The sequence below is a fragment of the Pantoea sp. DY-15 genome (genome assembly GCF_019795935.1).
Taxonomy (GTDB): domain Bacteria; phylum Pseudomonadota; class Gammaproteobacteria; order Enterobacterales; family Enterobacteriaceae; genus Pantoea; species Pantoea leporis.
In genome coordinates this window covers 137,993-160,850 of record NZ_JAIMIF010000004.1, presented here as the reverse complement: position 1 = coordinate 160,850, position 22,858 = coordinate 137,993, and the positions used below count along the sequence as shown (strand labels likewise).

Genomic DNA, 22,858 nt, shown 5'->3' with positions numbered 1-22,858 from the left:
ATCTGAAGTTAAGCGGGAAGTGTCAGGCTGAACTGCATGGCCAGGCGAAGCGCACCGCTCAGCGCATCGCCCTGCGGCGGCACCAGCAGCGCGGCGATATCCGCCGGTAGCCACGCCTGAATGGGCGCGGCTAATCCGCCCATCAAAGCCAGCTTGCCGTGGCTGCGCGCCAGCAGCGGCTGCACCATCTGCACGATATCCGCGGCGGATTGCTGCACCAGCGCTGTGCCGTTCACATCGCCCTGCTGCGCGGCAGCGAACACCTCAGGCACCACGCGGCCCCAATCAGCGGGTGTCGCCTGTTTCGACCACATCAGCAGCTGTTCCGGGCTGTTTTGATAGCTTGCCATGATGCGCTGCGTTAACGCCGAGGCGGGCACAATCTCTTCGTGCGCCAGTAGCGCCAGCCGCAGCGCGCGTTGGCCGAGAATCGCACCCGAACCGGCATCTGACAGGGCAAAACCCCAGCCGCCGAGCAGCGTGAAGTGCGTGCCATCCCAGGCCGCGCCCTGGCTGCCGGTGCCAATAATAAACACCGCGCCTGGCGCACCGGCGTGCGCACCGGCACAGGCGATTTCGACATCGGTAAACAGATAGCGCGCCTGACAGCGTGGCTGCCAGCTGGCGAGACGGCTTTGCACCGAGGCGACGTTCGCGCCCGCCAAACCGGCGACGATCACCGTGCGGTCGCGCGCTTCAACGGGTAAATTCGCCTGCGTAAATAGATCGTCAATGACCTGATCAATGGCCACGATGGCGGCATCAAACTGCGACCAGACGTTAGCGGGACCGCCTTTGGCTTCCGCCAGCAGGCGTCCGGCGCTGTCGGTCAGGCGTCCACGACAGTGCGTACCACCGCCATCAATACCCAGCATTAGTGATTGCACGCGCTTCCTCCTGCCAGTCCGAAACGGTATGACGCTTATAGATGTGCGAAAGATAGGGGAAAAAAACTTAAATCGCAATAATAAATAAATAGGCAATCCGTATAGTTAATTAAAATTTATATAAATCAAATGAATAACAATTTTTCACCATTTGAGATCCGCCACACGGATTGACATTAGTTTTTCTGTCGTAATAAGTTAGCGGTCAGATTATCAGCAGCCTGACAGGTCGGGCGGCTTAAAGGCAACGGGCTTCAGGGGTACAACATGAAAGTGGGCATTATTGGTCTGGGCTTTCGTCTTTCCCATGTGGTGAAAGAGTTCAACAAAGCCGACACAGCGTTTTCCGTGGTGGGTTATGTCGATCCCGCTCCGGCGGGATTACCGAATCTGCACAGCTTTGGCATCGACGCGGGCACCGCGTTTGCTAGCGTGGATGCGCTGCTGCAACACGGCGGCTTTGATCTGCTGCTGGTGGGTTCGCCGAACTTTATGCACCTTGAACACATTCGTCAGGGCTTAGCGGCGGGCTACACGGTGTTCACCGAGAAGCCGGTGGTGATCAACGAAGAGCAGACCATGGCGATGGCGCAGCTGGTGCAGCAATATGGTCACGAGCGCATTCTGGTCGGTTTGGTGTTGCGCTACTCGCCGCTCTATCGCGACCTGCTCACCGCGCGTGATGAAAATCGCCTCGGCGAAATCACCTCAATTGAAGCCACCGAACACATCAAGCCGTATCACGGTGCGTTCTTCCAGCGCGACTGGCGTCGTCTGGAGAAGTACGCCGGCCCGTATATTCTGGAAAAATGCTGCCACGATATCGATCTTTACCAGGGTTTGGTCGGCGAGCGTCCGGTTCGTGTTGCCAGCTTTGGCGGACGCAAAAACTTCACCCCACAGCACGCGCCTAAAGGTGCGGTAACAGCACAGTCAGAGGTGTATCACGTTAAACCGAGCGGCTGGTCGAGTACCGATGCGGTGTTTGACGGCGATGCCGACATCGTCGATTACCAAACCGCGCTGATTGAGTATGCCGGTGGCGCGACCCTCGCCTTCCACGCCAACCTTAATGTACCGGATGAGTTCCGCCGCTTCTGCGTGATGGGCACCGATGGCATGGCCGAAGGTGACTTCGTGCGTAACTACTTCCGCGTGCACAACGCGCGCACCGGTGCACGCGAAGTGGATACCGAGTATGACGGCAACGCCTATGACGGCCATTACGGCGCGGATGCGCTGATGGCAGAAGAGATAGTGAAACACATTACACAGGGAACGCCGCTGAAGGTTTCAGTGGTGGACGCACTGGAAGCGGGCCTCACTGCGATCAAAATCGATGAAGCGCGTAAATCGAAAACCGTGGTGGATATGACGGAGAGTTGGAAAAAATTTGACGCCAACCTGGGGAAAGCAGCAACCGCGTAAGACACGCGCAATAAATTGCGCCGCTACAATCCGTAGCGGCGCGATTCATCGCGCGATGTTGAAGTTAGGTAACGGTTTCGTTTTCCAGCTTCTGCCGCTTACGCAGATGCGGGAAAATCGTCATCCACACGCCCACCACGATCAGCGTGCCGATGCCGCCAATCGCCGCCGCGGGCACTGCGCCCATCCATGCCGCCAGTAAACCTGACTCAAACTCGCCGAGCTGATTCGAGGTATTAATGAAGATGGCGTTGACCGCATTGACGCGGCCGCGCATCTCATCCGGCGTATCCAACTGCACCAGCGCGCCGCGAATCACCATGCTGACCATATCGAAGCCGCCCAGCGCCGCTAGCGCAATCACCGACAGCCACAGCTGGGTGGAGAGCGCGAACACCAGCGTCGCCACGCCAAAACCCGCCACCGAACCGAACATGATCATACCGACGTTCTTTTCCAGCTTGTGACGACTCAGCCACACGCCAACCAGCAGCGCACCGACCGACGGCGCGCCGCGCAGGATGCCCAAGCCCCACGGCCCGGTATGCAGGATATCTTGCGCGAAGATCGGCAGCAGCGCGGTGGCGCCGCCCAGCAGCACGGCAAACAGATCGAGTGAAATCACGCCGAGCACATCTTTGCGATCGCGGATAAAGCGCACGCCAGCAAACAGGTTCGGCAGATTCATCGGCAAGCGCGCCTGCGGCGGCCGCTCGTAGCGCAGTCGGCTCACCAGCACGATGGAGAACAGGTAGAATAGCGCCGAGACGCCATACACCACTTCCGGACCGGCGACATAAAGAAAGCCACCGAGCGTTGGGCCGATAATCACCGCCGCCTGTCCGCCCACCGAACTGGCGGCCATGGCGCGCGCCAGAATCGGCGGCGGCACCAGCGCCGGCAGCATCGAGGTAATCGCTGGCCACTCAAGCGCCTTGGCGACGGAGATCAGAAACACCAATCCCCAAATCTCGATCTTGCCCGCCCAGTTCATCAGCGTGAGCGCAACCAGCCCCAGCAGCGCCAGCCACTCAATAAATTGTCCGAGCAATACGATACGACGACGGTCAAGCTGATCGGCCAGATGCCCGGCGGGCAGCGCCAGCAGTACAGAAGGCAGAAACTGCATCAGACCAATCATGCCGAGCGCCATCGCGCTGTGGGTCAGCGCGTAGATTTGCCAGCTGACCGCGACCGAAAACATTTGAAAACCAAACGATGAACAGGTGCGCGCCAGCCAAAAGGCGACAAACGACCTGTGCCGCAGCAATGAATCCTCTGCTGCGGAGACTGGAGAACCCATAGTTTTATCCCATCCTAAACAATTACATCGGTTAGCGTCGTTGCACTAACCTGGTGAAAAGCCACGTTGCGGCTTCCGCTTTATTTTTTCAGGCCACAGAGTGCGACATCTTACTGAGCCAGGCAATGGCTAGCCGTGCTGTTTAAAAACAGAAGCTTATCCAAAAATTAGCTAAGCATGGAGCTCTTAATATTAGCAGGCTGATGGTTATGAGATGAAAATATCCAAAAGTTTCCCAATATGGCAATAGCCGATTAATTCATCCTGCGTGGCGCCTAATATCTCTCTATCAGTGACAGTTAAAAAAAGGTGATCTTGATAAACAAAACGATCTATATTGACTGTGTTTAGATTTCATTATCCCGCCGTCCTTATAATAATTAAGACGCTCCAGTTAATTAATTTATTCACAGAGATAAATGGAAAACAGTTCTTATAATCCTTATGTTACTGAGCGCATCCATCGCTTCGACGGGGCGCTAGCTGGCGTGTGTTATTCAGCCCCCTTTATGCATTGCGAACAGGAAAACACAGCAATACTTAATGGACGCAACATAATTTCGCTGCATAATCAGTTGCCGGATACACCCGAATTAATAATCATCCCGTTAACGGGAAATAACCTTATGCGTTTTTTACAGGATCCGGAAATTTATTCCAGCCTGCAGGATGAGAATGTACAGCTGGCAATCAATTATGCCGATTTAGTTCAGCAAGATAGTGCTTTACGTAGGGCCGCAGAGCGTTTCTCATTTTGGCTCTATGATTTGGCACCGCCCGGCACCTGCTGGAAGAATATCGCAACGTTTCCATTTAGCGGTATTGCGCTGACCGACGAGTTTTTTCACGATAATTATCTCAAGTTCAGCTTTCCTTTTCTGCTGGAATCCTGTCGTGAAAGAGAAGTGGAAGTAATATTACGCACGCCACAGTTAACGTTGCCCGCTGAGCACTATGCGCAACTTAGTTTGAGCGGCTGGCAGGAACAACGCACCAGCAGCACGCTGTTTGAAGGGTAAACGTTTACACAATGTGTTGCTCTTAGGTGTTGTGGCCCGATCTAACCGGGCATAACACCTTTATTCCCTCATAAAATGTCGCAGTACTTCCCTTCAACGAGTGCAAAGCACTAAAAATATCAAACCCTTTAACGTTTTTAAGATAAAATTTAACGCAAAGGGAACATCTCGCCGCACGGAAAGCGTCGCTCGAATCGTTTCGTTATTTCGTACTCTATGTCGGGAAGCAACCCAACGCGTTGTTTCCTTTTTAGTTTTTAATGGCAAAGAAAGAGGTCAATATTATGGGGAAAGCTTCCTCATCTTTTGGCGTAATCCGTTTTCTCACAGTGCTTTTTGCACTGCTGACGGGCGCGTTTATGCTGGTTGGTGGCGTTTGGTTAGCCGCCATTGGTGGTTCCTGGTACTACGTTATTGGCGGTGTGGTCATGTTGATCACCGCTATTCTGCTGTGGCGCCGTAGCGGCTCAGCATTACTGCTGTACGCATTGCTGCTGTTGGCAACGCTGGTGTGGGGCGTGTGGGAAGTCGGTTTCGACTTCTGGGCGCTGGCACCGCGTACCGATGTGCTGGTGATCTTCGGCATCTGGCTGATTCTGCCGTTTGTGTATCGCGGTCTGAATAATGCCGGCAAAGGCGCTCTGGCGCTGCTGTCAGTGGCGCTGCTTGCCAGCGTGCTGGTGCTGGCGTGGGCGGTATTCCACGATCCGCAAGAGCTGAATGGTGAAATTCCAGCGGCAGCAGCCAATGCTCCGCAGGCACAGCCACTGAGCAACATCGCTGATGCTGACTGGCCGGCGTATGCGCGTGACCAGCAAGGCACCCGCTTCTCCCCGCTGAAGCAGATCAACACCGGTAACGTTAAAGAGCTGCAGGTTGCCTGGCAGTTCCAGACCGGCGATTTGAAGACGCCAAACGATCCGGGCGAAATCACCGATGAAGTCACGCCAATCAAAATCCGTGACACCCTGTATCTCTGCTCACCGCACCAGATTCTGTTTGCGCTGGATGCCAAAACCGGTAAGCAGAAGTGGAAATTTGATCCGGGCCTCAAGCCGAATCCAACCTTCCAGCACGTGACCTGCCGTGGCGTTTCTTACCACGAAGTGCCTGCTGCGGCCGATGCGGCCAATACCCAACCTGCGCTGTGCTCACGCCGCATTTACCTGCCGGTGAATGATGGCCGCATGTTCGCGCTGGATGCGGAAACCGGTGAACGTTGTGCTGCCTTTGGCAACAACGGTGAACTGGATCTGCAGCACAAGCAGCCGGTATTGACGCCAGGCCAGTATGAGCCGACGTCGCCGCCTGTCATCACCGACACCACCATTGTGGTAGCGGGTGCGGTCACCGATAACTACTCTACCCGTGAGCCGTCAGGCGCCATCCGTGGCTTCGACGTCAACACCGGTAAATTGCTGTGGGTGTTCGATCCGGGCGCGAAAGATCCAAACGCGATTCCAGCGGATGAACACACCTTCACCATGAATTCACCGAACTCATGGGCACCGGCGGTGTACGATCCGAAACTGGATATCGTTTACCTGCCAATGGGTGTGTCAACGCCAGATATCTGGGGCGGCAACCGCACACCAGAGCAGGAGCGTTATGCGAGCAGCGTACTGGCGCTGAACGCCACCACCGGTAAGTTGGTGTGGTCGTATCAGACCGTGCATCATGATCTGTGGGATATGGACCTGCCGTCACAGCCGACGCTGGCCGATATCACGACTAAAGATGGCAAAACCGTACCGGTGATTTATGCACCGGCGAAAACCGGTAACATCTTTGTCCTGGATCGTCGTACCGGCGAGCCGGTTGTCCCTGCGCCGGAAACCCCGGTTCCACAGGGCGCCGCCAAAGGTGACCACGTTTCCCCTACTCAGCCGTACTCCGAACTGACCTTCCGTCCGAAACAGAATCTGACGGACAAGGACATGTGGGGCGCGACGATGTACGACCAGCTGGTGTGCCGCGTGATCTTCAAGCGTCTGCGCTATGAAGGTCCGTTCACCCCGCCGTCTGAGCAAGGAACGCTGGTGTTCCCAGGCAACCTTGGCATGTTCGAATGGGGCGGTATCGCAGTTGACCCACATCGTCAGATTGCGATTGCTAACCCAATGGCGCTGCCGTTTGTGTCCAAGCTGGTTCCGCGCGGTCCGGGCAACCCGATCGAGCCACCGGCTGACGACAAAGGCGGTTCAGGCACCGAAACCGGCATCCAGCCACAGTACGGCGTACCGTACGGTGTGGAGCTGAATCCGTTCCTGTCACCGTTTGGTCTGCCATGTAAACAACCGGCTTGGGGCTATGTCTCAGCGGTTGATCTGAAGACCAACGAAACCGTGTGGAAAAAACGCATTGGTACGGTTCGCGATAGCGCGCCAGTTCCACTGCCGTTCAAAATGGGTATGCCAATGCTGGGCGGCCCAATCACCACCGCAGGTAACGTGTTCTTCATTGGTGCTACTGCAGATAACTATCTGCGTGCGTTCGACACCAATACCGGTGAAATGTTGTGGCAGGCACGTCTGCCAGCAGGCGGCCAGGCAACGCCGATGACCTATGAAGTGGATGGCAAGCAGTACGTTGTTATCGCTGCCGGTGGTCACGGTTCGTTTGGCACCAAGCTGGGCGATTATGTGATTGCTTATGCACTGCCTGATGCGAAGTAAGTTTTCGCGTTAAGGTAAAAAAGCGGGCTTAGGCCCGCTTTTTTGTAGGGTCGCCATTTATGGCGACCTTTGCATTAACCGCACAATATTATCTCGTGCGTTCATCATGAAGGTCGCCATAAATGGCGACCCTACGGGCCCGAGTGGTCATCATGTCGAACGGTTAGCGGTTACGCAGCACCCGCGCGTTTAACAGCGCGCACAGCGCCATAATCACGCAGGTCGCCAGAAACACCGGGCGCATGCCAAACGCGCCGCCGATAAAGCCGCCAAACAGCGGACCTGAAACCTGGCCGACATACTGCGCCGAAGTGGAATAACCCAGCATCTTACCCACCTGCGACTGCGGCACGCTGTGGCGAATCAGCGCCGTAACGCACGGCATCAAGCCACCCAGCGCCATGCCCATCAGAAAACGCAGCACCACCAATTGCCACGCTTCGCGGATAAACGCCTGCGGGATCAGCAGCAGCGCGCAGGCTATCAGCCCATACACCAGCACGCGACCATGCCCGACGCGATCGGCCAGCCGTCCCAGACGTGGCGCGGAAATAATGCTGCCGAGCGCGGCGGCTGCCATCACCAATCCGGCGGTGACGGTGATGGCGTGATCGCCACTGACAAACTGGCCGATATACAGCGTGATGATTGGCTCAATCGACATATTGGCGAAAATCAGCAGCATGCCCGACAGCCACATCAGGCGCACCACCGGCAGATTCGGCGGTGCCTCATCGGCTGCACTGCTTTGCACGGTTTTCTTACCGGAGGAGCGCGGCACCTCTTTCAGCAAAAAGGTGGTGGCGAGGAAGGCGAGGAAAATCACCGCGCCGGTCAGCCAGAAGGTGTGACGAATGCCAATCAGCGGCGGCAACACGCCGCCCAGCAGCGGCCCCACCACGTTGCCCGCCATAATACCGGACGACAGCACGCCGAGCGCCCAACCGGTTTGCTCTTTTGGCGTTTGCGCCGCCACCAGAATGGTCGATCCCGAGGCGTAGCCGCCAAGCAAACCCGCCAGTAAGCGAAGCGCCACCAGCTGCCACGGCGCGGTGGCCATGCCAATCAGCGACATCGCAATCGCCATGCCAAGGCTGGCGCGGATCAGCATCAGTTTGCGGCCATAGCGATCGGCCAGTTTGCCCCACAATGGCGCGGTTAAGGCGGCACTGAGGAAGGTGGCGCCATAAGCTGCGCCCGACCAGCGCGCAATTGCCGCCGGTTCCTGCACGCCGAGTTGCTGCACGTATAGCGGCAGAAACGGCAACAGTAGCGTCATCGCCACGATGGTGCTGAACGAACCCAGCACGCAGACACATAAATTTCGCTTCCAGTATTGCTGTTCGGGCGCTAACGCGAGTGGAGGTTGCTGCATGGTGATATCCCTGTTTTTTGCTTTTTTAGCAGGCTAACAGTGACGCTTCGCAGAAAACAGAGTAGCGCGGATAATTGCCAGGCGGCGCAGCATTGTTGCCAGATAACAACAATCACGCCGTGCTGAGGGTGTTGATTAACGCATCGCACAGCAAGGTGACCGGCGAAGAGGGTTGCGGCTGCTCTTTCAGCAACAGATAGCTGTGCAGGCGATCCATTTGCCACTCCGGCAGCACCTGCTGGATTTCGCCGCGCGCTAAGGCATCCTGCGTCATATAAGCGGGCAGATAAGCAATGCCGGTGCCCGCCAGCGCGGCATTGAGCAGCGCCATGCTGTTGTTGGCGCGAAAACGGCTGTGCACATCCAGCGCCAGGCGCTGTTTATCACGGCGAAACGGCAGCGCGGCAGTGTGCGCCGGACCGTGAAACAGCAGTAAGTCGTGGCGCGTCAGGCGATCGGGATGATCGATAGGCGCATGCGCCGCCAGATAATCTGGCGTGGCGTATAAGCCCCAGTCAATGCTGGCGAGCTCACGATAATTGGCCGCATCGGGCGCACGCGCGCGGATGACAATCGCCACGTCGGCGCTGGGTTGCGGGTCATCGCTGGTGGTGAGTTCGAGATCGACGTTGATGTGAATATGGCGGCGAATAAAGTCATTCAGCGTCGGCACCACGCACTGACAGCCGTAAGTGATCGGCGCCTGCAAGCGCACGTTGCCCGCCGGCAGTTGATGCACCTGCTGCACAAAGGCGTCGGCGCGATGCATCTCTTCCAGCATGCGCACACAGAACGGATAGTAAGCCTGGCCGAGCTCGGTCAGCACCACTTTGCGCGTGGTGCGCTGTAGCAGCTTGATGCCAAGACGCACTTCCAGCCGCGCCACTTCACGGCTGACGTGGGATTTGGAGACGCCTAAGGTGCGGGCGGCTTCGCTAAAGCTTTGCCGTTCCACTACGCGTGCAAACAGCATCATGGCGGAGAGATTGTCGCTGCTATCCATGTTCTCAAGCAGTTAAGAGAGTGAGAACAGCAGATTACAACAAATCTCCGAGCCCGGTCGCCATTGGGTTTGTGCGGTGGGTGAAACGGTCGCCATAAATGGCGACCCTACGCGACCGCCAATGGGAACAATAAACGATCCGGCTCAACGCGACGCTGGCGGCGCAGCTGGCCTGGAGTCACCATGAAGTAGTTTTTGAAGGTGCGAGTATAAGCCTGCTGCGTATCGAAGCCGTAACTCATCGCCACCTGCAAAATCGCCTCATCGCTGTTAATCAGCGTCAGCGCAGATTCGGTTAACCGGCGCTGGCGAATGTACTCGGCCAGTGAAAAGCCGGTGTGCTGACGGAACAGACGTTGCAGATGCCAGCGGGAGTATCCCGAGCGGCGTGCTACTTCATCCAGATGAAGATCGTGCCCTAAGTTATTCTCTATCCAGTCCAGCAAACTACGGATAAATTCGCGCTGATTCATGGGATTCTCCTGCGTTGGCAATATGTCCAGTGCCGCCACAATAGCGCGTTAAATTTATCCCTTAATTAGCAGAAAATTAGCGCAGAATTAGCAAGCGGGAAAACGGATATAATTCTGGCCTAATTATCTGTCGCTACACTGCGTTCAGTTAAGTTGGAGGGCATCATGCGTGTGCTGCTGGTAGAAGATGACGAAATGATTGGCGCGAATCTGCAGCAAGCGCTGGAAGCGGCAGGTTGGTCGGTGGATTGGGTACGCGACGGCGTGTATGCCAGCAATGCCTGGGCCGAAGGCGGCTATACCTGCGTGTTACTGGATCTGGGCTTACCGCGTGAAGATGGCCTGCAGGTGCTGCGTCGTGCGCGCACGCGTGGCGACATGACGCCGGTGCTGGTGCTCACCGCCCGCGATACCGTGCAGCAACGTATTCAGGGATTGGACAGCGGCGCCGACGACTATTTGCTGAAACCCTTTGATCTGCAAGAAGTGCTGGCGCGTATGCGCGCCATTACCCGCCGTCGCCACGGTGCAGCAGATTCTCTGCTCGGCAGCGGCGATGTGCAGATCGACATCATGACGCGCGAAGTGCTGTACAAAGGCCAGCGCGAACAACTTACCGCACGCGAATATGCCCTGCTCTACGCCTTGCTGGAGCGGCCGGGCGCCATTCTTTCGCGCGAACAGTTAGAAAACCGCATTTACGGCTGGGGCGAAGAGGTCAGCAGCAACGCGGTGGATGTGCTGATCCACGGAATGCGTCGCAAACTGGATAACGAAGTGATCCGCAACGTACGCGGACTTGGCTGGCGGGTACCGGCAATATGAAACCTTTCACCTTTATGCGCTCGCTGCGTAACAAGCTGCTCGCCACGCTGGTGATTCTGCATCTGGCGATGATTGGCGGCGTCACTTGGTATTTCTATCACTGCTACGGCGACATGATGGGCACCATGAAAGACGACCAGCTCGCCAAGATCGCCGATGCGTGGGCCAGCAGCCAACGTATGCCGGCCCTAATGCCGATGGTGATGCATGAAGAGAAACTGAAAAGCACCTATATCGTTCAGCTGTGGGACGAAAGCAATCATCTGCGCGCCAGCTCCTGGCCGGGCCTGCATGCGCCATTGCAGCTGAAAAAAGGCTGGACCGATCTGAAAGTCGGAGACTGTGGCGACGACTGCGAATGGCGTGTTTACACGCGGCCCGGCGAGCTGGGCAGTGAAATTGGCAACATTCAGGTACTACACAATATCGGCTACATGAAAAGTATCATGGTCAAGCGAGCGCTCTCCGCCATCATTCCGCTGGTGCTGATGATGCCGCTCTCACTGATTGTGATATGGCTGGTGGTGCGCGCTATTACGCGCGATTTACGCGTGGCGTCGCGCCATATCGCAGCGCAGGAAACCCTGCATCCGCATAGCGTTTCACCTGATGGTTTACCGGATGAAGTGCTGCCGCTGGTGGCAGCTTACAACGCCTTGCTGGATCGACTGCGCGCGGCATGGTCATCGCAGCGCCAGTTCCTTGAAGATGCGGCGCATGAGCTGCGCACGCCGGTCACCGCCGTGACTTTGCAACTGGAGAATCTGCGGCAACATATTCAACCCGGTGAAGCCAGCCGTCAGTTTGACCAGCTGGAAGCGGGCGTGACGCGCACGCGCCATCTGGTGACGCAGCTGCTGAATATCTCGCGTCAGGAAGATCAATCGGTGGTCGCCACAGTGGAAAGCATCGAACTGGACGACCTGCTGAAAGAGAGCATTGAGCAGCTGATGGTGGTGGCGGATAAGCGCGGCATCGATATCGGCTTCAACGGCACCACACACTATCGGCTGCACGCCAGCCGCTCCGATCTGCGCAGCCTGTTCGATAACCTGATTGGCAATGCGATGCTGCATACGCCAGAAGGCAGTTTGGTCGATGTGCTGCTGCATCGCGTCGGCAATCACACCGTGGTGGATATCGTCGATAACGGTCCCGGCATGGCGGAATCCTTTATCGAGCGTGCCTTTGACCGCTTCACCCGTTCGCCGGATGTGCAGGCGCAAGGCAGCGGACTGGGCTTGTCGATTGTGCGCAGCGTAGCGCAGAAACATCAGATGCAGGTTGCGCTGTCGAACCGCCACGATCCGCAGGGGCAGATTGCCGGCCTGCAGGTGCGCGTGACATTGCCATAAACTTCACCGTGCCGTAGCGGCGCAATTTATTGCGCAAAGTTGCTGTGGGCACGGTGCGACATCAAAACAACGCGATAAATCGCGCCGCGACATCCCTTTCCTATATCAAACACGTTTCCTGCTGTACGCGACACGTAAACGGTTGCGGGGTTCCGTTCGCTACACGGGTTTAATGTGATGGCGATCACATTTCCAGTGAATCAAACTGCAACACTTTTTGACAAACGTGACCAAAATCTATTTTCTATGCCTCTGTTACAGGCACATTACGCAAGCTTGAAAATCTGGCGATGCAGACCGGATACGACAACTCACTGCCCATCCCCTGGGATCAATTTCACCCGATCGCGGCGACGGCTCGGCGATCAAAAGCATGTGGTTAACAATAATGAAATATAAAGCGTTGATAGCAGGGGCCTTATTGGCCAGCAGCTGGACTGGTGCGGCACAAGCGGCAGACAGCGATCCGCAGTACGTTTCTGACTGGTGGCATCAGAGCGTGAACGTGGTGGGCAGCTACCACACCCGTTTTGGACCCCAGTTCAACAACGACGTGTACCTGGAATATGAAGCCTTTGCCAAAAAGGATTGGTTCGATTTCTATGGCTACCTCGATCTGACCAACTTCTTCGGCGTGGGCAACAGCAACGCTAACGGCGTGTTCGACCACGGTTCGCCGATGTTCATGGAAATTGAGCCACGTTTCTCCATCGATAAGCTGACCGGCACCGATCTCTCTTTTGGTCCGTTTAAAGAGTGGTACTTCGCCAACAACTACATCTATGACATGGGTCGCAACAGCGATAACCGTCAGAACACCTGGTACATGGGTCTTGGCACCGACATCGATACGCACAGCGATATCGGCCTGTCGCTGAACGTTTACGCTAAATACCAGTGGGAAAACTACGGTGCGGCGAACGAAAACAGCTGGGATGGTTATCGCTTTAAGGTGAAATACTTTGTGCCGATTACCGATCTGTGGGGCGGCAAGCTGAGCTATATCGGCTTCACCAACTTCGACTGGGGTTCAGATCTGCGTGATAAGTCCGATCGTTCGCGCACCAGCAACTCGATTGCGTCGAGCCACATTCTGTCGCTGAACTACGATCACTGGCATGTTTCAACCGTGGCGCGTTACTTCCACAACGGCGGCCAGTGGGCTGATGGACAGGAGCTGAACTTCGGTAACGGTCCATTTGAAGTGAAATCGACTGGTTTTGGCTATTACCTGGTAGTGGGTTATAACTTCTAATTGAGTGTAACGGTCGTCATGAGATGGGTGCGGTTGGTGAAACGGTCGCCATGAGATGGTGCGGTTGGTGGAACGGTCGCCATGAATGGCGACCCTACACGTAGGGTGCGCATTTATGCGCACCTGGTTGAACACCGCACCCACCTAAATCTGCGGCTTATACGCATTCACCATCCACGGCACGCCGAACTTATCGGTCAACATGCCAAAGCCATTGGCCCAAAACGTCGGTGCCCAGCTTTTCGTCACCTCACCGCCCGCTGACAACGCATCAAACCAACGCTTGCCCTGCGCCTCATCCGGCGTGGATAAACTCACAGCAAAACCGCCATACGCCGCCTGCGGTGCGCCGTCACTCATCATTAATTCGCCCTGCCCGATACGCAGATGGGCATGCATGATCTGCTCCGGCGAAAAGCTCACGCCCGAGATGCAACCTTCATCCTCTACCGGCGTTTCATCCGGCATATCGCCATAGGTCATCTTGAACAGCAGCTCGCCATCGGTGGCGTCGAGGTAGAAGGCAATCGCCTCTTCGCAGCGACCGCTGTAAAACACATACGGGGTAACTTGCATGGTCTGTACTCCATAAGGGAACGTCCACTGCAAGTGTAGTGCGCATTATTTATACAGTTGCGAGCCGGGCCGCACTCTTACCTTTGCTGACAGTAGCGCCGGAACAGCTGCGCCATGTAGGCGCTCATCGGCGTCAACGCGGTGTCTTTGCGCTGGATAAGATAGAAAGTGGCTTTCGGTAAGGGTTCGTCGAGATCGAGGGAAATCAGCTGGCCGCCATGTGTAGGATCTTCAATCACATCGCGCGAAATAATGCTGACGAAATCACTCTGCGCCACCAGGCTGGTGCATGCCATAAAGGTCTCGCAGGTGACGACGATTTTCGGCGCCATGCCGCGCTCGCCAAACAGATCGTGCAGCAGCCGATAATAGCTTCCCTGCGGCGTCGGCATGGTCCAGTCGCAGTGCTGCAGCTCGGCCAGCGTGCGCGCGTGCGCCATCGGATGCCCTTTGCGCATCACCACTTGATAGTCGCGCTCCATCAGCCGTTCAAAAATTAACTCCTGATCGAGATGATTTTTATCGTAGGTATTGATGGTGAAATCCAGCTCGCCCTGACGCAGTTCATGCACCATCGAAACCAGCTGGCCTTCAACAATTCGCACCTTTACCAGCGGATACTCGCGATGAAACTGATTGATCACCTGCGGCATAACCGTGCGCGCAATACTGCCGCCCACGCCGATGTTGACGCGCCCGCCGGCTAATCCCAGCCGCTGCTGAATATCCTCCTGCGCCACCCGCAGCTCTTCCAGCACCAGGCTGGCATGCTTAAAAAAGTTATCACCGATATCGGTCAGCGTAACGCCCTGCTGTCGCCGCTCGAACAGGCGCGCGCCCAGCGCCAGCTCCAGTTCCTGAATCGCTTTGGTCAGCGCAGGCTGTGAAAGCCCGGACAAGCGGCTGGCGGCGCGGATGCTGCCCTGACGCGCCACGTCAACAAAAGCGCGCAGCTGATGAAGTTTGAGATTCGCAGACATAGTTTGGTGATAACCGTTGTTTATCAGTAGCAAGATATTCGCATCTTATGCGCGGCAAAACCAATGTGTAGATTCGGATGAATGCATAAAAAACCAACACAAAGGAAATGCCGATGAAAACCCTTTCTGAGCTCGTCAACGCGCGCATCCCGCAGATGCAGACCTGGCGACGCGATCTGCACCACTTTGCCGAATCGGGCTGGCTGGAGTTCCGCACCGCCACGTTGGTGGCTGAAGAGCTGCATCGTCTTGGTTATCAACTCAAGCTGGGCCGCGAGGTGATCGATGCCGACTCGCGCATGGGATTGCCCTCTGATGAAGTGCTGGCGCAACAGGAAGCGCGCGCGCTGGAGCAAGGCGCGCTGCCGCAGTGGATTAAACACTTCTCCGGCGGATTTTGTGGCGTGGTCGCTACACTGGAAACCGGTCGTCCCGGCCCGGTGATGGGTTTCCGCGTGGATATGGATGCGCTCGATCAGAACGAAAGCCACGCCGCCGATCATCTGCCAACGCGCGAAGGCTTTGCCTCCTGCAATCCCGGCATGATGCACGCCTGCGGTCACGACGGCCACACCACCATCGGCCTGGCGCTGGCAGGCGTATTGATGGAGATGAAAGCGCAGCTGAGCGGCACCATCAAAATCATTTTCCAGCCAGCGGAAGAAGGCGTGCGCGGTGCGAAAGCGATGGTAGCGGCCGGCGTGGTGGATGATGTCGATCTGTTCACCGCCATTCATCTTGGTACCGGCGTGCCCGCCGGCGAAATCGTTTGTGGCAGCGACAGCTTCCTCGCCACCACCAAACTCGACGTCAGTTTCACCGGCGTCGGCGCGCACGCCGGCGGCAAACCCGAAGAGGGCCGTAACGCCCTGCTGGCGGCGGCGCAGGCCACGCTGGCGCTGCACAACCTGCCGCAGCACAGCGGCGGAGTGGCGCGCGTCAACGTCGGCGTATTGCAGGCGGGCAGCGGGCGCAACGTGGTGCCCGATTGCGCGCTGATGAAGGTGGAAACGCGCGGCGTCAGCAATCAGGTCAACGATGATATCTATCAGCAGGCGCTGCGCGTGATCGCCGGTGCGGCAGCGATGTACGGCGTGGAATATGAGGTCAAACTGATGGGCGGCGCGCGCAGCTGCACGCCGAGCCCGCCGTGGGTGGCGTTCATCCACCAGCAGGCCGAGGCGCTGGGCATTTTCACCTCAGTGGTCGATACGAAACAGCAGGCGGCGGGCTCGGAAGATGCCACTTACATGCTGGAACGCGTGCAGCAGCGCGGCGGCCAATCCTCCTACGTGATTTTCGGCTGCGATCTGGCGGCGGGCCATCACAACGCGAAGTTTGATTTTGACGAAGCGATCATGGCGACCGCGGTGCAAACGCTGGCGACGCTGGCCCTCAATCACGCACAGTTTGGAGGCCAGCGATGAGCCACAGCGAATTTATTGATCGCTACATCAACCAAAATCAGCCACGTTTTGCCGCCCTCAGCGATGCCATCTGGGACGTACCGGAAACCCGTTTTGAAGAGACAAAGTCCTCCGCACTGCTGGCCGATGCGCTGGAGCAAGAAGGTTTTCGCGTGGAGCGCGGCGTCGGCAACATCGACACCGCGTTTATCGCCAGCATTGGCAGCGGCAAACCGGTGATCGCCATTCTCGGCGAGTTCGATGCGCTCGCCGGTTTAAGCCAGCAATCGGGGTGCGCCACGCCACAGCCGCTGGTGGAAAACGGCAACGGCCACGGCTGCGGACACAATCTCCTCGGCACCGCCGGTTTGGCCGCCGCTTTCGCCATCAAAGCCTGGTGGGCGCAACACGGCCAGCGCGGCACGCTGCGCTTTTACGGCTGCCCGGGCGAAGAAGGCGGCTCCGGCAAAACCTTTATGGTGCGCGAAGGCTTGTTCGACGATGTCGACGCGGCGGTGACCTGGCATCCTGAAGGTTTCAGCGGCATGTTCAACCTCAGCACGCTGGCCAATATTCAGGCCGCCTTCCGCTTCAAAGGCGTGGCGGCGCATGCGGCCAACTCACCGCATTTAGGGCGCAGCGCGCTGGATGCGGTGACGCTGATGAACACCGGCGCCAACTTCCTGCGCGAGCACATCGTGCAGGAAGCGCGTCTGCACTACGCGGTGACCAATGCCGGCGGCGTCTCCCCCAATGTGGTGCAAGCCGACGCCGAAGTGCTGTACCTGATTCGCGCGCCGCAGCTCGATCAGGCGCAGGATATCTATCAGCGCGTCATCAACATCGCCAAAGGCGCGGCCCTGATGACCGACACGCAGATGACGGTGCGCTTCGATAAAGCCTGCTCCAATTACGTGCCGAATCGCGCGCTGGAAAGCGTGATGGAGCGCTATTTGCATCAGTTTGGTTTGCCTGACTACAGTGAAGCGGAGCAGGCGTTTGCCGCCGAGATACGATCCACGCTAAGCAAAGACGATCTGCGCAACGCGCGTCTCAATGCGGCGCGCACCGGCGGTGAAGCGGGCGTTGCCTGGACAGAGGCGCTGGGCGACAAGATTTTGATGGATGAAGTGGCGCCCTATGCGGTGACGCGCGAGATCCTTTACGGCTCAACCGACGTCGGCGATGTGAGTTGGGTGACGCCCACTGCGCAGTGTTTTGCGCCCTGCTTCGCCTTTGGCACGCCGCTCCACACCTGGCAGTTGGTGGCGCAGGGCCGCACGTCCATTGCGCACAAAGGCATGTGTCTGGCCGCCAAAGTGATGGCCGCCACCGCGCTGACCTTGCTGCAGGATGATGAGGCGCTGGCGCGCTGCCGCGACGAGTTCCAGCGCGTGCGCCGCGAGCAGCCTTACGCCTGCCCGATTCCAGCGGATGTCACACCGTCGAAGTTGAAATAACCATGCGTTTTCCCGGCGCACACCTTGCGTCGTAGGGTCGCCATTTATGGCGACCGTCACCATGAACGCACGAAACAAATCGCCATTCCTGGCGACCACTGAAATACCAAAAAAATACAAAAAATATAGCCCCCAGCGGGCATGCAAACACAATAAGACGACATATGAGGACCTGCCATGGAAATAACAACGGAGAACCGCAGCCCCGGAAAGCTGTTTAGCTGGATTGAACGCGTTGGCAACAAAGTGCCGAACCCGTTTTTACTGTTCGTCTATTTGATTGTGGTGCTGATGGTCGCCACCGCCGTGCTCAGCAGCCTTGACGTAGCGGTGAAAAACCCGGCCAACGGCGAGCTGGTGCGGGTCAACAACCTGCTGAGCGTTGCCGGGATTCAGTGGATCCTGCCCAACATCATCAAAAACTTCAGCGGCTTCACGCCGTTGGGATCGATTCTGGCGCTGGTGATTGGTGCCGGCCTGGCAGAAAAAGTCGGCCTGCTGCAGTCGCTGATGGTGAAGATGGCTTCGCGCGTGAGCCGTCGCTACGCCAGCTACATGGTGCTGTTTATCGCCTTCTTCAGCCACATTTCCTCCGATGCCGCACTGGTGGTGATGCCGCCGCTCGGCGCGCTGATCTTCCTCGCGGTGGGACGTCATCCGGTGGCGGGATTGATGGCGGCGATCGCGGGCGTGGCCTCCGGTTTTACCGCCAACCTTTTGATTGTCACCACCGATGTGCTGCTGTCCGGCATCAGTAGCGAAGCCGCCAAAGCGGTGAGCGATACCGTACACGTTAGCGTGATCGACAACTGGTACTTTATGGCCAGTTCGGTGATTGTGCTGACCATCGCCGGTGCGCTGCTAACCGATAAGTTTGTCGAGCCGCGCCTGCCCGCGTGGAACGGCGGCAATAGCGATCGTCTGCCGCCGCTCACCGCGCTAGAGAATCGCGGCCTAAAAGCCGCCGGTATCGCCGCGCTGGTGTTTATCGCGCTGATGGTGCTGCTGGTGGTGCCGGAACACGCGCCGCTGCGCAATCCAAAAACCGGCGGCATTATTCCCTCGCCGTTTATTCAGGGCATCGTGCCAATCATCATCCTGTTCTTCTTTGTGGTGGCGATTGCCTATGGCGCGGTAACCAAACAGATTCGCCGCGCGGATGATATCCCGCAGCTGCTGGTGGATCCGATGAAGAGCATGGCGGGCTTTATTGTGATGGTGTTTCCGCTGTCGCAGTTCGTGGCCTTCTTCAACTGGAGCAACATGGGCAAGTTCATGGCCATTGGCCTGACCGATGTGCTGGAGAGCGCGGGCATCAGCGGCGCACCGGCGTTTATGGGCTTGATGTTCCTGTCGGCGTTTCTGTGCATGTTTATCGCCAGCGGATCGGCCATCTGGTCGATTCTGGCGCCGGTGTTTGTGCCGATGTTTATGCTGCTTGGCTTCCATCCCGCCTTTGCGCAGATGATCTTCCGCATCGCCGATTCTGCGGTGTTGCCGCTGGCACCGATGTCGCCATTCCTGCCGCTGTTCCTCGGCTTCCTGCAGCGCTATCAAAAAGATGCGCAACTGGGCACCTATTACGTGCTGATCTTCCCCTATCCGCTGGTGTTCTTCACCACCTGGATTGTGCTGCTGCTGGCGTGGTACGCGCTGGGTTTACCGATCGGTCCCGGCGTCTACCCAAGCCTGCACTAAGCCTGCGCCACGGATGGCGATCACTTTTCTGTGAACTGCAACGTATGTTGCCAAAATGTCACCGTCCCGCCTCTCGGCAACTCTCAGCGAATTTATTATCCTGCTATTCCTTCGCTTGCTAACGGTTAATTATTTTTAAAACCCATCTCAGCCGTCAGCGGGTTCTGCAAACACCGAGGTATACATAATAATGACAACCATCACGTCGACAGGGATGGCGAACGATCACATGAGCGCGGATCGCCGCACCTTAGCCGGGCGCATTGATGCGCTACCCTCGTCCGCCGGTCTGTGGCGCTTTATCACGCTGCTGGCGCTGGGCGGCTTCTTTGAGCTCTACGATCTGTTTGAAACCGGCTATATCAACTCCGGCCTGGTGGCGGCGGGCGTGTTTCATACCGGTTCTGCGGGCGTGTTCGGCATCGCCGACCAGGCCGCATTTGCCTCCGCTACTTTCCTCGGTTTGTTTGTCGGCGCGAGTTTGCTTGCGCCCTACGCCGACCGTTTTGGTCGCCGCCTGACCTTTATGTGCGCGCTGGCGTGGTACGGCGCGTTTTCGCTGCTGATGGCGTTCCAGCAGAGCGCAGAGATGATTATCCTGTTCCGCTTCCTGGTCGGCATTGGCCTCGGCGTTGAGCTGGTGACCATCGATACCTATCTTTCCGAATGGGTGCCAGCGCATCTGCGCAGCCGCGCGTTCGCTTTCTCCTTCTTTATCCAGTTCCTGTCGGTGCCGACGGTGGCGCTGATGTCGTGGTGGCTGGTGCCGCAAACCATTCTCAGCCTTGAAGGCTGGCGCTGGGTGGTGATTGCCGGTGCGGTCTGCTCGCTGGTGATCTGGCTGATTCGAAAAAACCTGCCCGAATCGGCGCGCTGGCTGGCGCAACAAGGACGACATCAGGAAGCGCATCAGGTGCTGAGTGCGATGGAAAAGCGCTGTGGTATCGCTTCTCCCCTTCCCCCACTTGTGGGGGAAGGCCGGGATGGGGGACAGTTCGCACCAGAGCAACCTAAGCAAGGGCGTTTCAGCGAGATTTGGGCACCGGCCTATCGCCAGCGCACGCTGATGCTGGTGGTGATGAACTTCTTCCAGGCGATTGGCTTTTTTGGCTTCGGCAACTGGCTGCCGGCGCTGCTGTCGGGCAAAGGCGCAACCGTCACGCACAGCCTGCTGTATGCGTTTTTCATTACGCTGGCCTACCCGCTCGGCTCGCTGATTTGCAGCCGCTACGCCGATAAGCTCGAGAATAAATGGCAGATCGTGTTTTCATCGCTGATGACGGTGGTGTTCGGCACGCTGTTTGCGTTTATGACTAATCCGGTGCTGATGATCATCTGCGGCTTCCTGATCACCTACAGCAACGCATGGCTAACCTTCAGCTATCACGCTTATCAGACCGAGATTTTCCCGACGCACATTCGCGCCCGCGCGGTGGGTTTCTGCTACTCGTTTAGCCGCCTGTCGACGGTGTTCAGCAGTATTTTGATTGGCCTTATTTTGCAGTATGCCGGCAGCCAGGGCGTGATCGCCTTTATCGTGCTAAGCATGCTGATTGTGATGCTGTCGGTGGGGATTTACGGGCCGAAAACCCGTGGGATGGATTTGGAGAATATTTGAGGGTTGAGCGTGCTGGCTGTTCCGGATCGTGCTGGCTGTCCCCCATCCCGGCCTTCCCCCGCTAGCGGGGGAAGGAGACGCTGCCACATGCAGCTTCAACACTGACATGTGGCAGCATCTTCCTCCCCCATTAATGGGGGAGGACCGAGGAGGGGGACAGCGAGCACGTGATAGGGGACAGCGAGCACACAACAGGTTACTGCCCTTCCAACACCTTAATATCCGCATTACCCTGCTTCGGCTGCACGGTTTCGTCTTTACGCAACTCGGCCACATCTTTCGCCGACACGCTCGACTTCACGCCATTGCCCCAGCTGCCACGGATAAAGTTCACCACATCCGCCACCTGCTGATCGTTCAGACGCCAGCCGAACGCTGGCATGGTGATCGCCGTAGGTGCGCCTTTCACGCCCGGCAAAGTGCCGCCGACCAATACGATGTGAATCAGCGAGGTCGGATCGTCTGCCATCACCACCGGATTGCCGCGCAGCGCCGGATAAAAGCGCTGATAGCCGCTGCCGTCGGTTTTGTGGCACGCCGCGCAGCTATCGACATAAGTCGATGCGCCCGGCTGGCTGTCGTCACCTTTCCACAACGCCTGAGACACCGCATCATCCTGCTTAAACACCGCCTGATTCGGATCTTTCGCGCCTAGGGATTTCAGATACTTAGCAATCGCGCTGATATCGTCATCGCTCAGATACTGCAGGCTGTGCTGCACCACATCGGTCATGCCACCGAATACGGCGGTGTGATCGTTGCGGCCTAAGCGCAGGAACTGCCTGAGATCCTCTTCGCTCCAGCGGCCTAAGCCATCGCGGTTATCGCCACGCAGGTTGCTGGCGGTCCAGCCATCAATTGGCGCGCTGCTGCCGGCGAGATAGTTATTGCCTTCGCCGTTGTTGAGCGCTTTTTCCTGCATGGTGATGCTACGCGGCGTATGGCAAGCGCCACAGTGACCGAGACCCTCCACTAAGTAGCGACCACGTGCCAGTTGCGGATCTTCCTGTGCCGCCGGCTGGAACGCTTTTACGTCCGGCGCGAAGATGCCGCGCCAGATGGACAACGGCCAGCGCATCGACAGCGGCCACGGAATGTCGCTCTCTTTGTTGGCCTGCGCCACCGGCTGCACGCCGTGCATGAAGTAGGCGTAGAGCGCCTTCATGTCTTCATCGCTGACCACCGCGTAAGACGGATACGGCATCGCTGGATAGAGCGTATCGCCGTTTTTCGCTACGCCGTGACGCACCGCTTTCTGGAAGTCGTCGTAGCTGTAGTCACCAATCCCGGTGGCTTTATCCGGCGTGATGTTGGTGGAGTAAATGGTGCCGATCGGCGTCGCCATCGGCAGTCCACCGGCAAACGGCTGGCCGCCCTGCGCGCTGTGACACGCCACGCAGTCGCCCGCGCGCGCCAGATACTCACCGCGCTTCACCAACGCGTCCGAACCTGCTTCGTCCGCCACTGCGGCGAACGTCATGGTGCCCAGAAACAGGGCTAAAATGCTTTTGATCATCGCCGT

18 protein-coding genes are annotated in these 22,858 nt (G+C 57.5%); 10 read left to right on the top strand and 8 right to left on the bottom strand.

Going from position 1 to position 22,858, the window contains the following annotated elements:
* Positions 1–8: 8 nt before the first annotated feature.
* Positions 9–887 carry a BadF/BadG/BcrA/BcrD ATPase family protein gene (locus K5Y32_RS15885; RefSeq protein ID WP_222185030.1) on the bottom strand — a complete coding sequence of 293 codons (879 nt, stop codon included), beginning with the start codon at positions 885–887 and terminating at the stop codon, positions 9–11.
* A gap of 267 nt (positions 888–1,154) precedes the next feature.
* On the opposite strand from K5Y32_RS15885, the gene K5Y32_RS15880 reads away from it, so the two are divergent.
* Positions 1,155–2,315 carry a Gfo/Idh/MocA family protein gene (locus K5Y32_RS15880; protein ID WP_192412630.1) on the top strand — a complete coding sequence of 387 codons (1,161 nt, stop codon included), beginning with the start codon at positions 1,155–1,157 and terminating at the stop codon, positions 2,313–2,315.
* Between the two features lie 64 nt (positions 2,316–2,379).
* Here K5Y32_RS15880 and K5Y32_RS15875 read toward each other — a convergent pair whose 3' ends face one another.
* Positions 2,380–3,618, bottom strand: a complete 1,239-nt coding sequence (locus K5Y32_RS15875; protein ID WP_222185028.1) for an MFS transporter — start codon at positions 3,616–3,618, stop codon at positions 2,380–2,382.
* A 419-nt stretch (positions 3,619–4,037) separates the two neighbouring features.
* Between K5Y32_RS15875 and K5Y32_RS15870 the strand changes: the two genes are divergently transcribed.
* Both K5Y32_RS15870 and K5Y32_RS15865 read left to right on the top strand, forming a co-directional pair.
* The gene (locus tag K5Y32_RS15870) at positions 4,038–4,637 is read left to right on the top strand and encodes a hypothetical protein (protein WP_222185019.1); all 600 of its coding nucleotides are present in this window, start codon (positions 4,038–4,040) and stop codon (positions 4,635–4,637) included.
* Between the two features lie 284 nt (positions 4,638–4,921).
* A complete protein-coding gene (locus tag K5Y32_RS15865; RefSeq protein ID WP_222185017.1) occupies positions 4,922–7,312 on the top strand; it encodes a glucose/quinate/shikimate family membrane-bound PQQ-dependent dehydrogenase in 2,391 nt (796 codons plus the stop codon).
* 163 nt (positions 7,313–7,475) lie between these two features.
* Here the strand turns inward: K5Y32_RS15865 and K5Y32_RS15860 are convergent, their stop codons facing one another.
* The 3 genes from K5Y32_RS15860 to K5Y32_RS15850 all read right to left on the bottom strand — a co-directional run bounded on the left by K5Y32_RS15860 (position 7,476) and on the right by K5Y32_RS15850 (position 10,163).
* Complete coding sequence (locus tag K5Y32_RS15860; protein WP_222185015.1) at positions 7,476–8,687, bottom strand: MFS transporter; 1,212 nt, start codon at positions 8,685–8,687, stop codon at positions 7,476–7,478.
* 112 nt (positions 8,688–8,799) lie between these two features.
* Positions 8,800–9,690: a LysR family transcriptional regulator gene (locus K5Y32_RS15855; RefSeq protein ID WP_222185013.1), complete on the bottom strand. Its 891-nt coding sequence runs from the start codon at positions 9,688–9,690 to the stop codon at positions 8,800–8,802.
* Between the two features lie 107 nt (positions 9,691–9,797).
* Positions 9,798–10,163 carry a helix-turn-helix domain-containing protein gene (locus K5Y32_RS15850; protein WP_008105596.1) on the bottom strand — a complete coding sequence of 122 codons (366 nt, stop codon included), beginning with the start codon at positions 10,161–10,163 and terminating at the stop codon, positions 9,798–9,800.
* A gap of 165 nt (positions 10,164–10,328) precedes the next feature.
* On the opposite strand from K5Y32_RS15850, the gene K5Y32_RS15845 reads away from it, so the two are divergent.
* The 3 genes from K5Y32_RS15845 to K5Y32_RS15835 all read left to right on the top strand — a co-directional run bounded on the left by K5Y32_RS15845 (position 10,329) and on the right by K5Y32_RS15835 (position 13,598).
* On the top strand, positions 10,329–10,988 hold the full coding sequence (locus K5Y32_RS15845) for a response regulator transcription factor (RefSeq protein ID WP_008105599.1): 660 nt from the start codon (positions 10,329–10,331) through the stop codon (positions 10,986–10,988).
* Positions 10,985–12,343: a HAMP domain-containing sensor histidine kinase gene (locus K5Y32_RS15840; protein ID WP_137384992.1), complete on the top strand. Its 1,359-nt coding sequence runs from the start codon at positions 10,985–10,987 to the stop codon at positions 12,341–12,343. The genes K5Y32_RS15845 and K5Y32_RS15840 overlap by 4 nt, the downstream gene beginning before the upstream one ends.
* 388 nt (positions 12,344–12,731) lie before the next feature.
* Positions 12,732–13,598 (top strand): nucleoside-specific channel-forming protein Tsx, encoded by an 867-nt coding sequence (locus K5Y32_RS15835; protein WP_176970110.1) that lies wholly within the window; start codon positions 12,732–12,734, stop codon positions 13,596–13,598.
* Positions 13,599–13,742: 144 nt separating this feature from the next.
* On the opposite strand, the gene yjdN is transcribed toward K5Y32_RS15835, so the two are convergent.
* Together yjdN and K5Y32_RS15825 are read right to left on the bottom strand one after the other, a co-directional pair.
* Positions 13,743–14,174, bottom strand: a complete 432-nt coding sequence (gene yjdN / locus K5Y32_RS15830; RefSeq protein ID WP_101762355.1) for a VOC family metalloprotein YjdN — start codon at positions 14,172–14,174, stop codon at positions 13,743–13,745.
* A gap of 77 nt (positions 14,175–14,251) precedes the next feature.
* Entirely contained in the window at positions 14,252–15,154 is a 903-nt protein-coding gene (locus K5Y32_RS15825) for a LysR family transcriptional regulator (RefSeq protein WP_176970108.1), read from the bottom strand.
* A 113-nt stretch (positions 15,155–15,267) separates the two neighbouring features.
* Here K5Y32_RS15825 and K5Y32_RS15820 point away from each other — a divergent pair, with 113 nt between their 5' ends.
* The 4 genes from K5Y32_RS15820 (at position 15,268) to K5Y32_RS15805 (ending at position 21,336) form a co-directional block, all read left to right on the top strand.
* Positions 15,268–16,581 (top strand): amidohydrolase, encoded by a 1,314-nt coding sequence (locus tag K5Y32_RS15820; protein WP_222185012.1) that lies wholly within the window; start codon positions 15,268–15,270, stop codon positions 16,579–16,581.
* Positions 16,578–18,020 (top strand): M20 family metallopeptidase, encoded by a 1,443-nt coding sequence (locus K5Y32_RS15815; protein ID WP_222185010.1) that lies wholly within the window; start codon positions 16,578–16,580, stop codon positions 18,018–18,020. Before K5Y32_RS15820 ends, K5Y32_RS15815 begins: the two co-directional genes overlap by 4 nt.
* Positions 18,021–18,197: 177 nt before the next feature.
* Positions 18,198–19,718 (top strand): p-aminobenzoyl-glutamate transporter, encoded by a 1,521-nt coding sequence (gene abgT, locus K5Y32_RS15810; RefSeq protein WP_222185008.1) that lies wholly within the window; start codon positions 18,198–18,200, stop codon positions 19,716–19,718.
* Between the two features lie 190 nt (positions 19,719–19,908).
* On the top strand, positions 19,909–21,336 hold the full coding sequence (locus K5Y32_RS15805; protein ID WP_222185006.1) for an MFS transporter: 1,428 nt from the start codon (positions 19,909–19,911) through the stop codon (positions 21,334–21,336).
* A 196-nt stretch (positions 21,337–21,532) separates the two neighbouring features.
* Here K5Y32_RS15805 and K5Y32_RS15800 read toward each other — a convergent pair whose 3' ends face one another.
* The gene (locus tag K5Y32_RS15800; protein ID WP_222185004.1) at positions 21,533–22,852 is read right to left on the bottom strand and encodes a cytochrome c; all 1,320 of its coding nucleotides are present in this window, start codon (positions 22,850–22,852) and stop codon (positions 21,533–21,535) included.
* Positions 22,853–22,858: the final 6 nt, after the last annotated feature.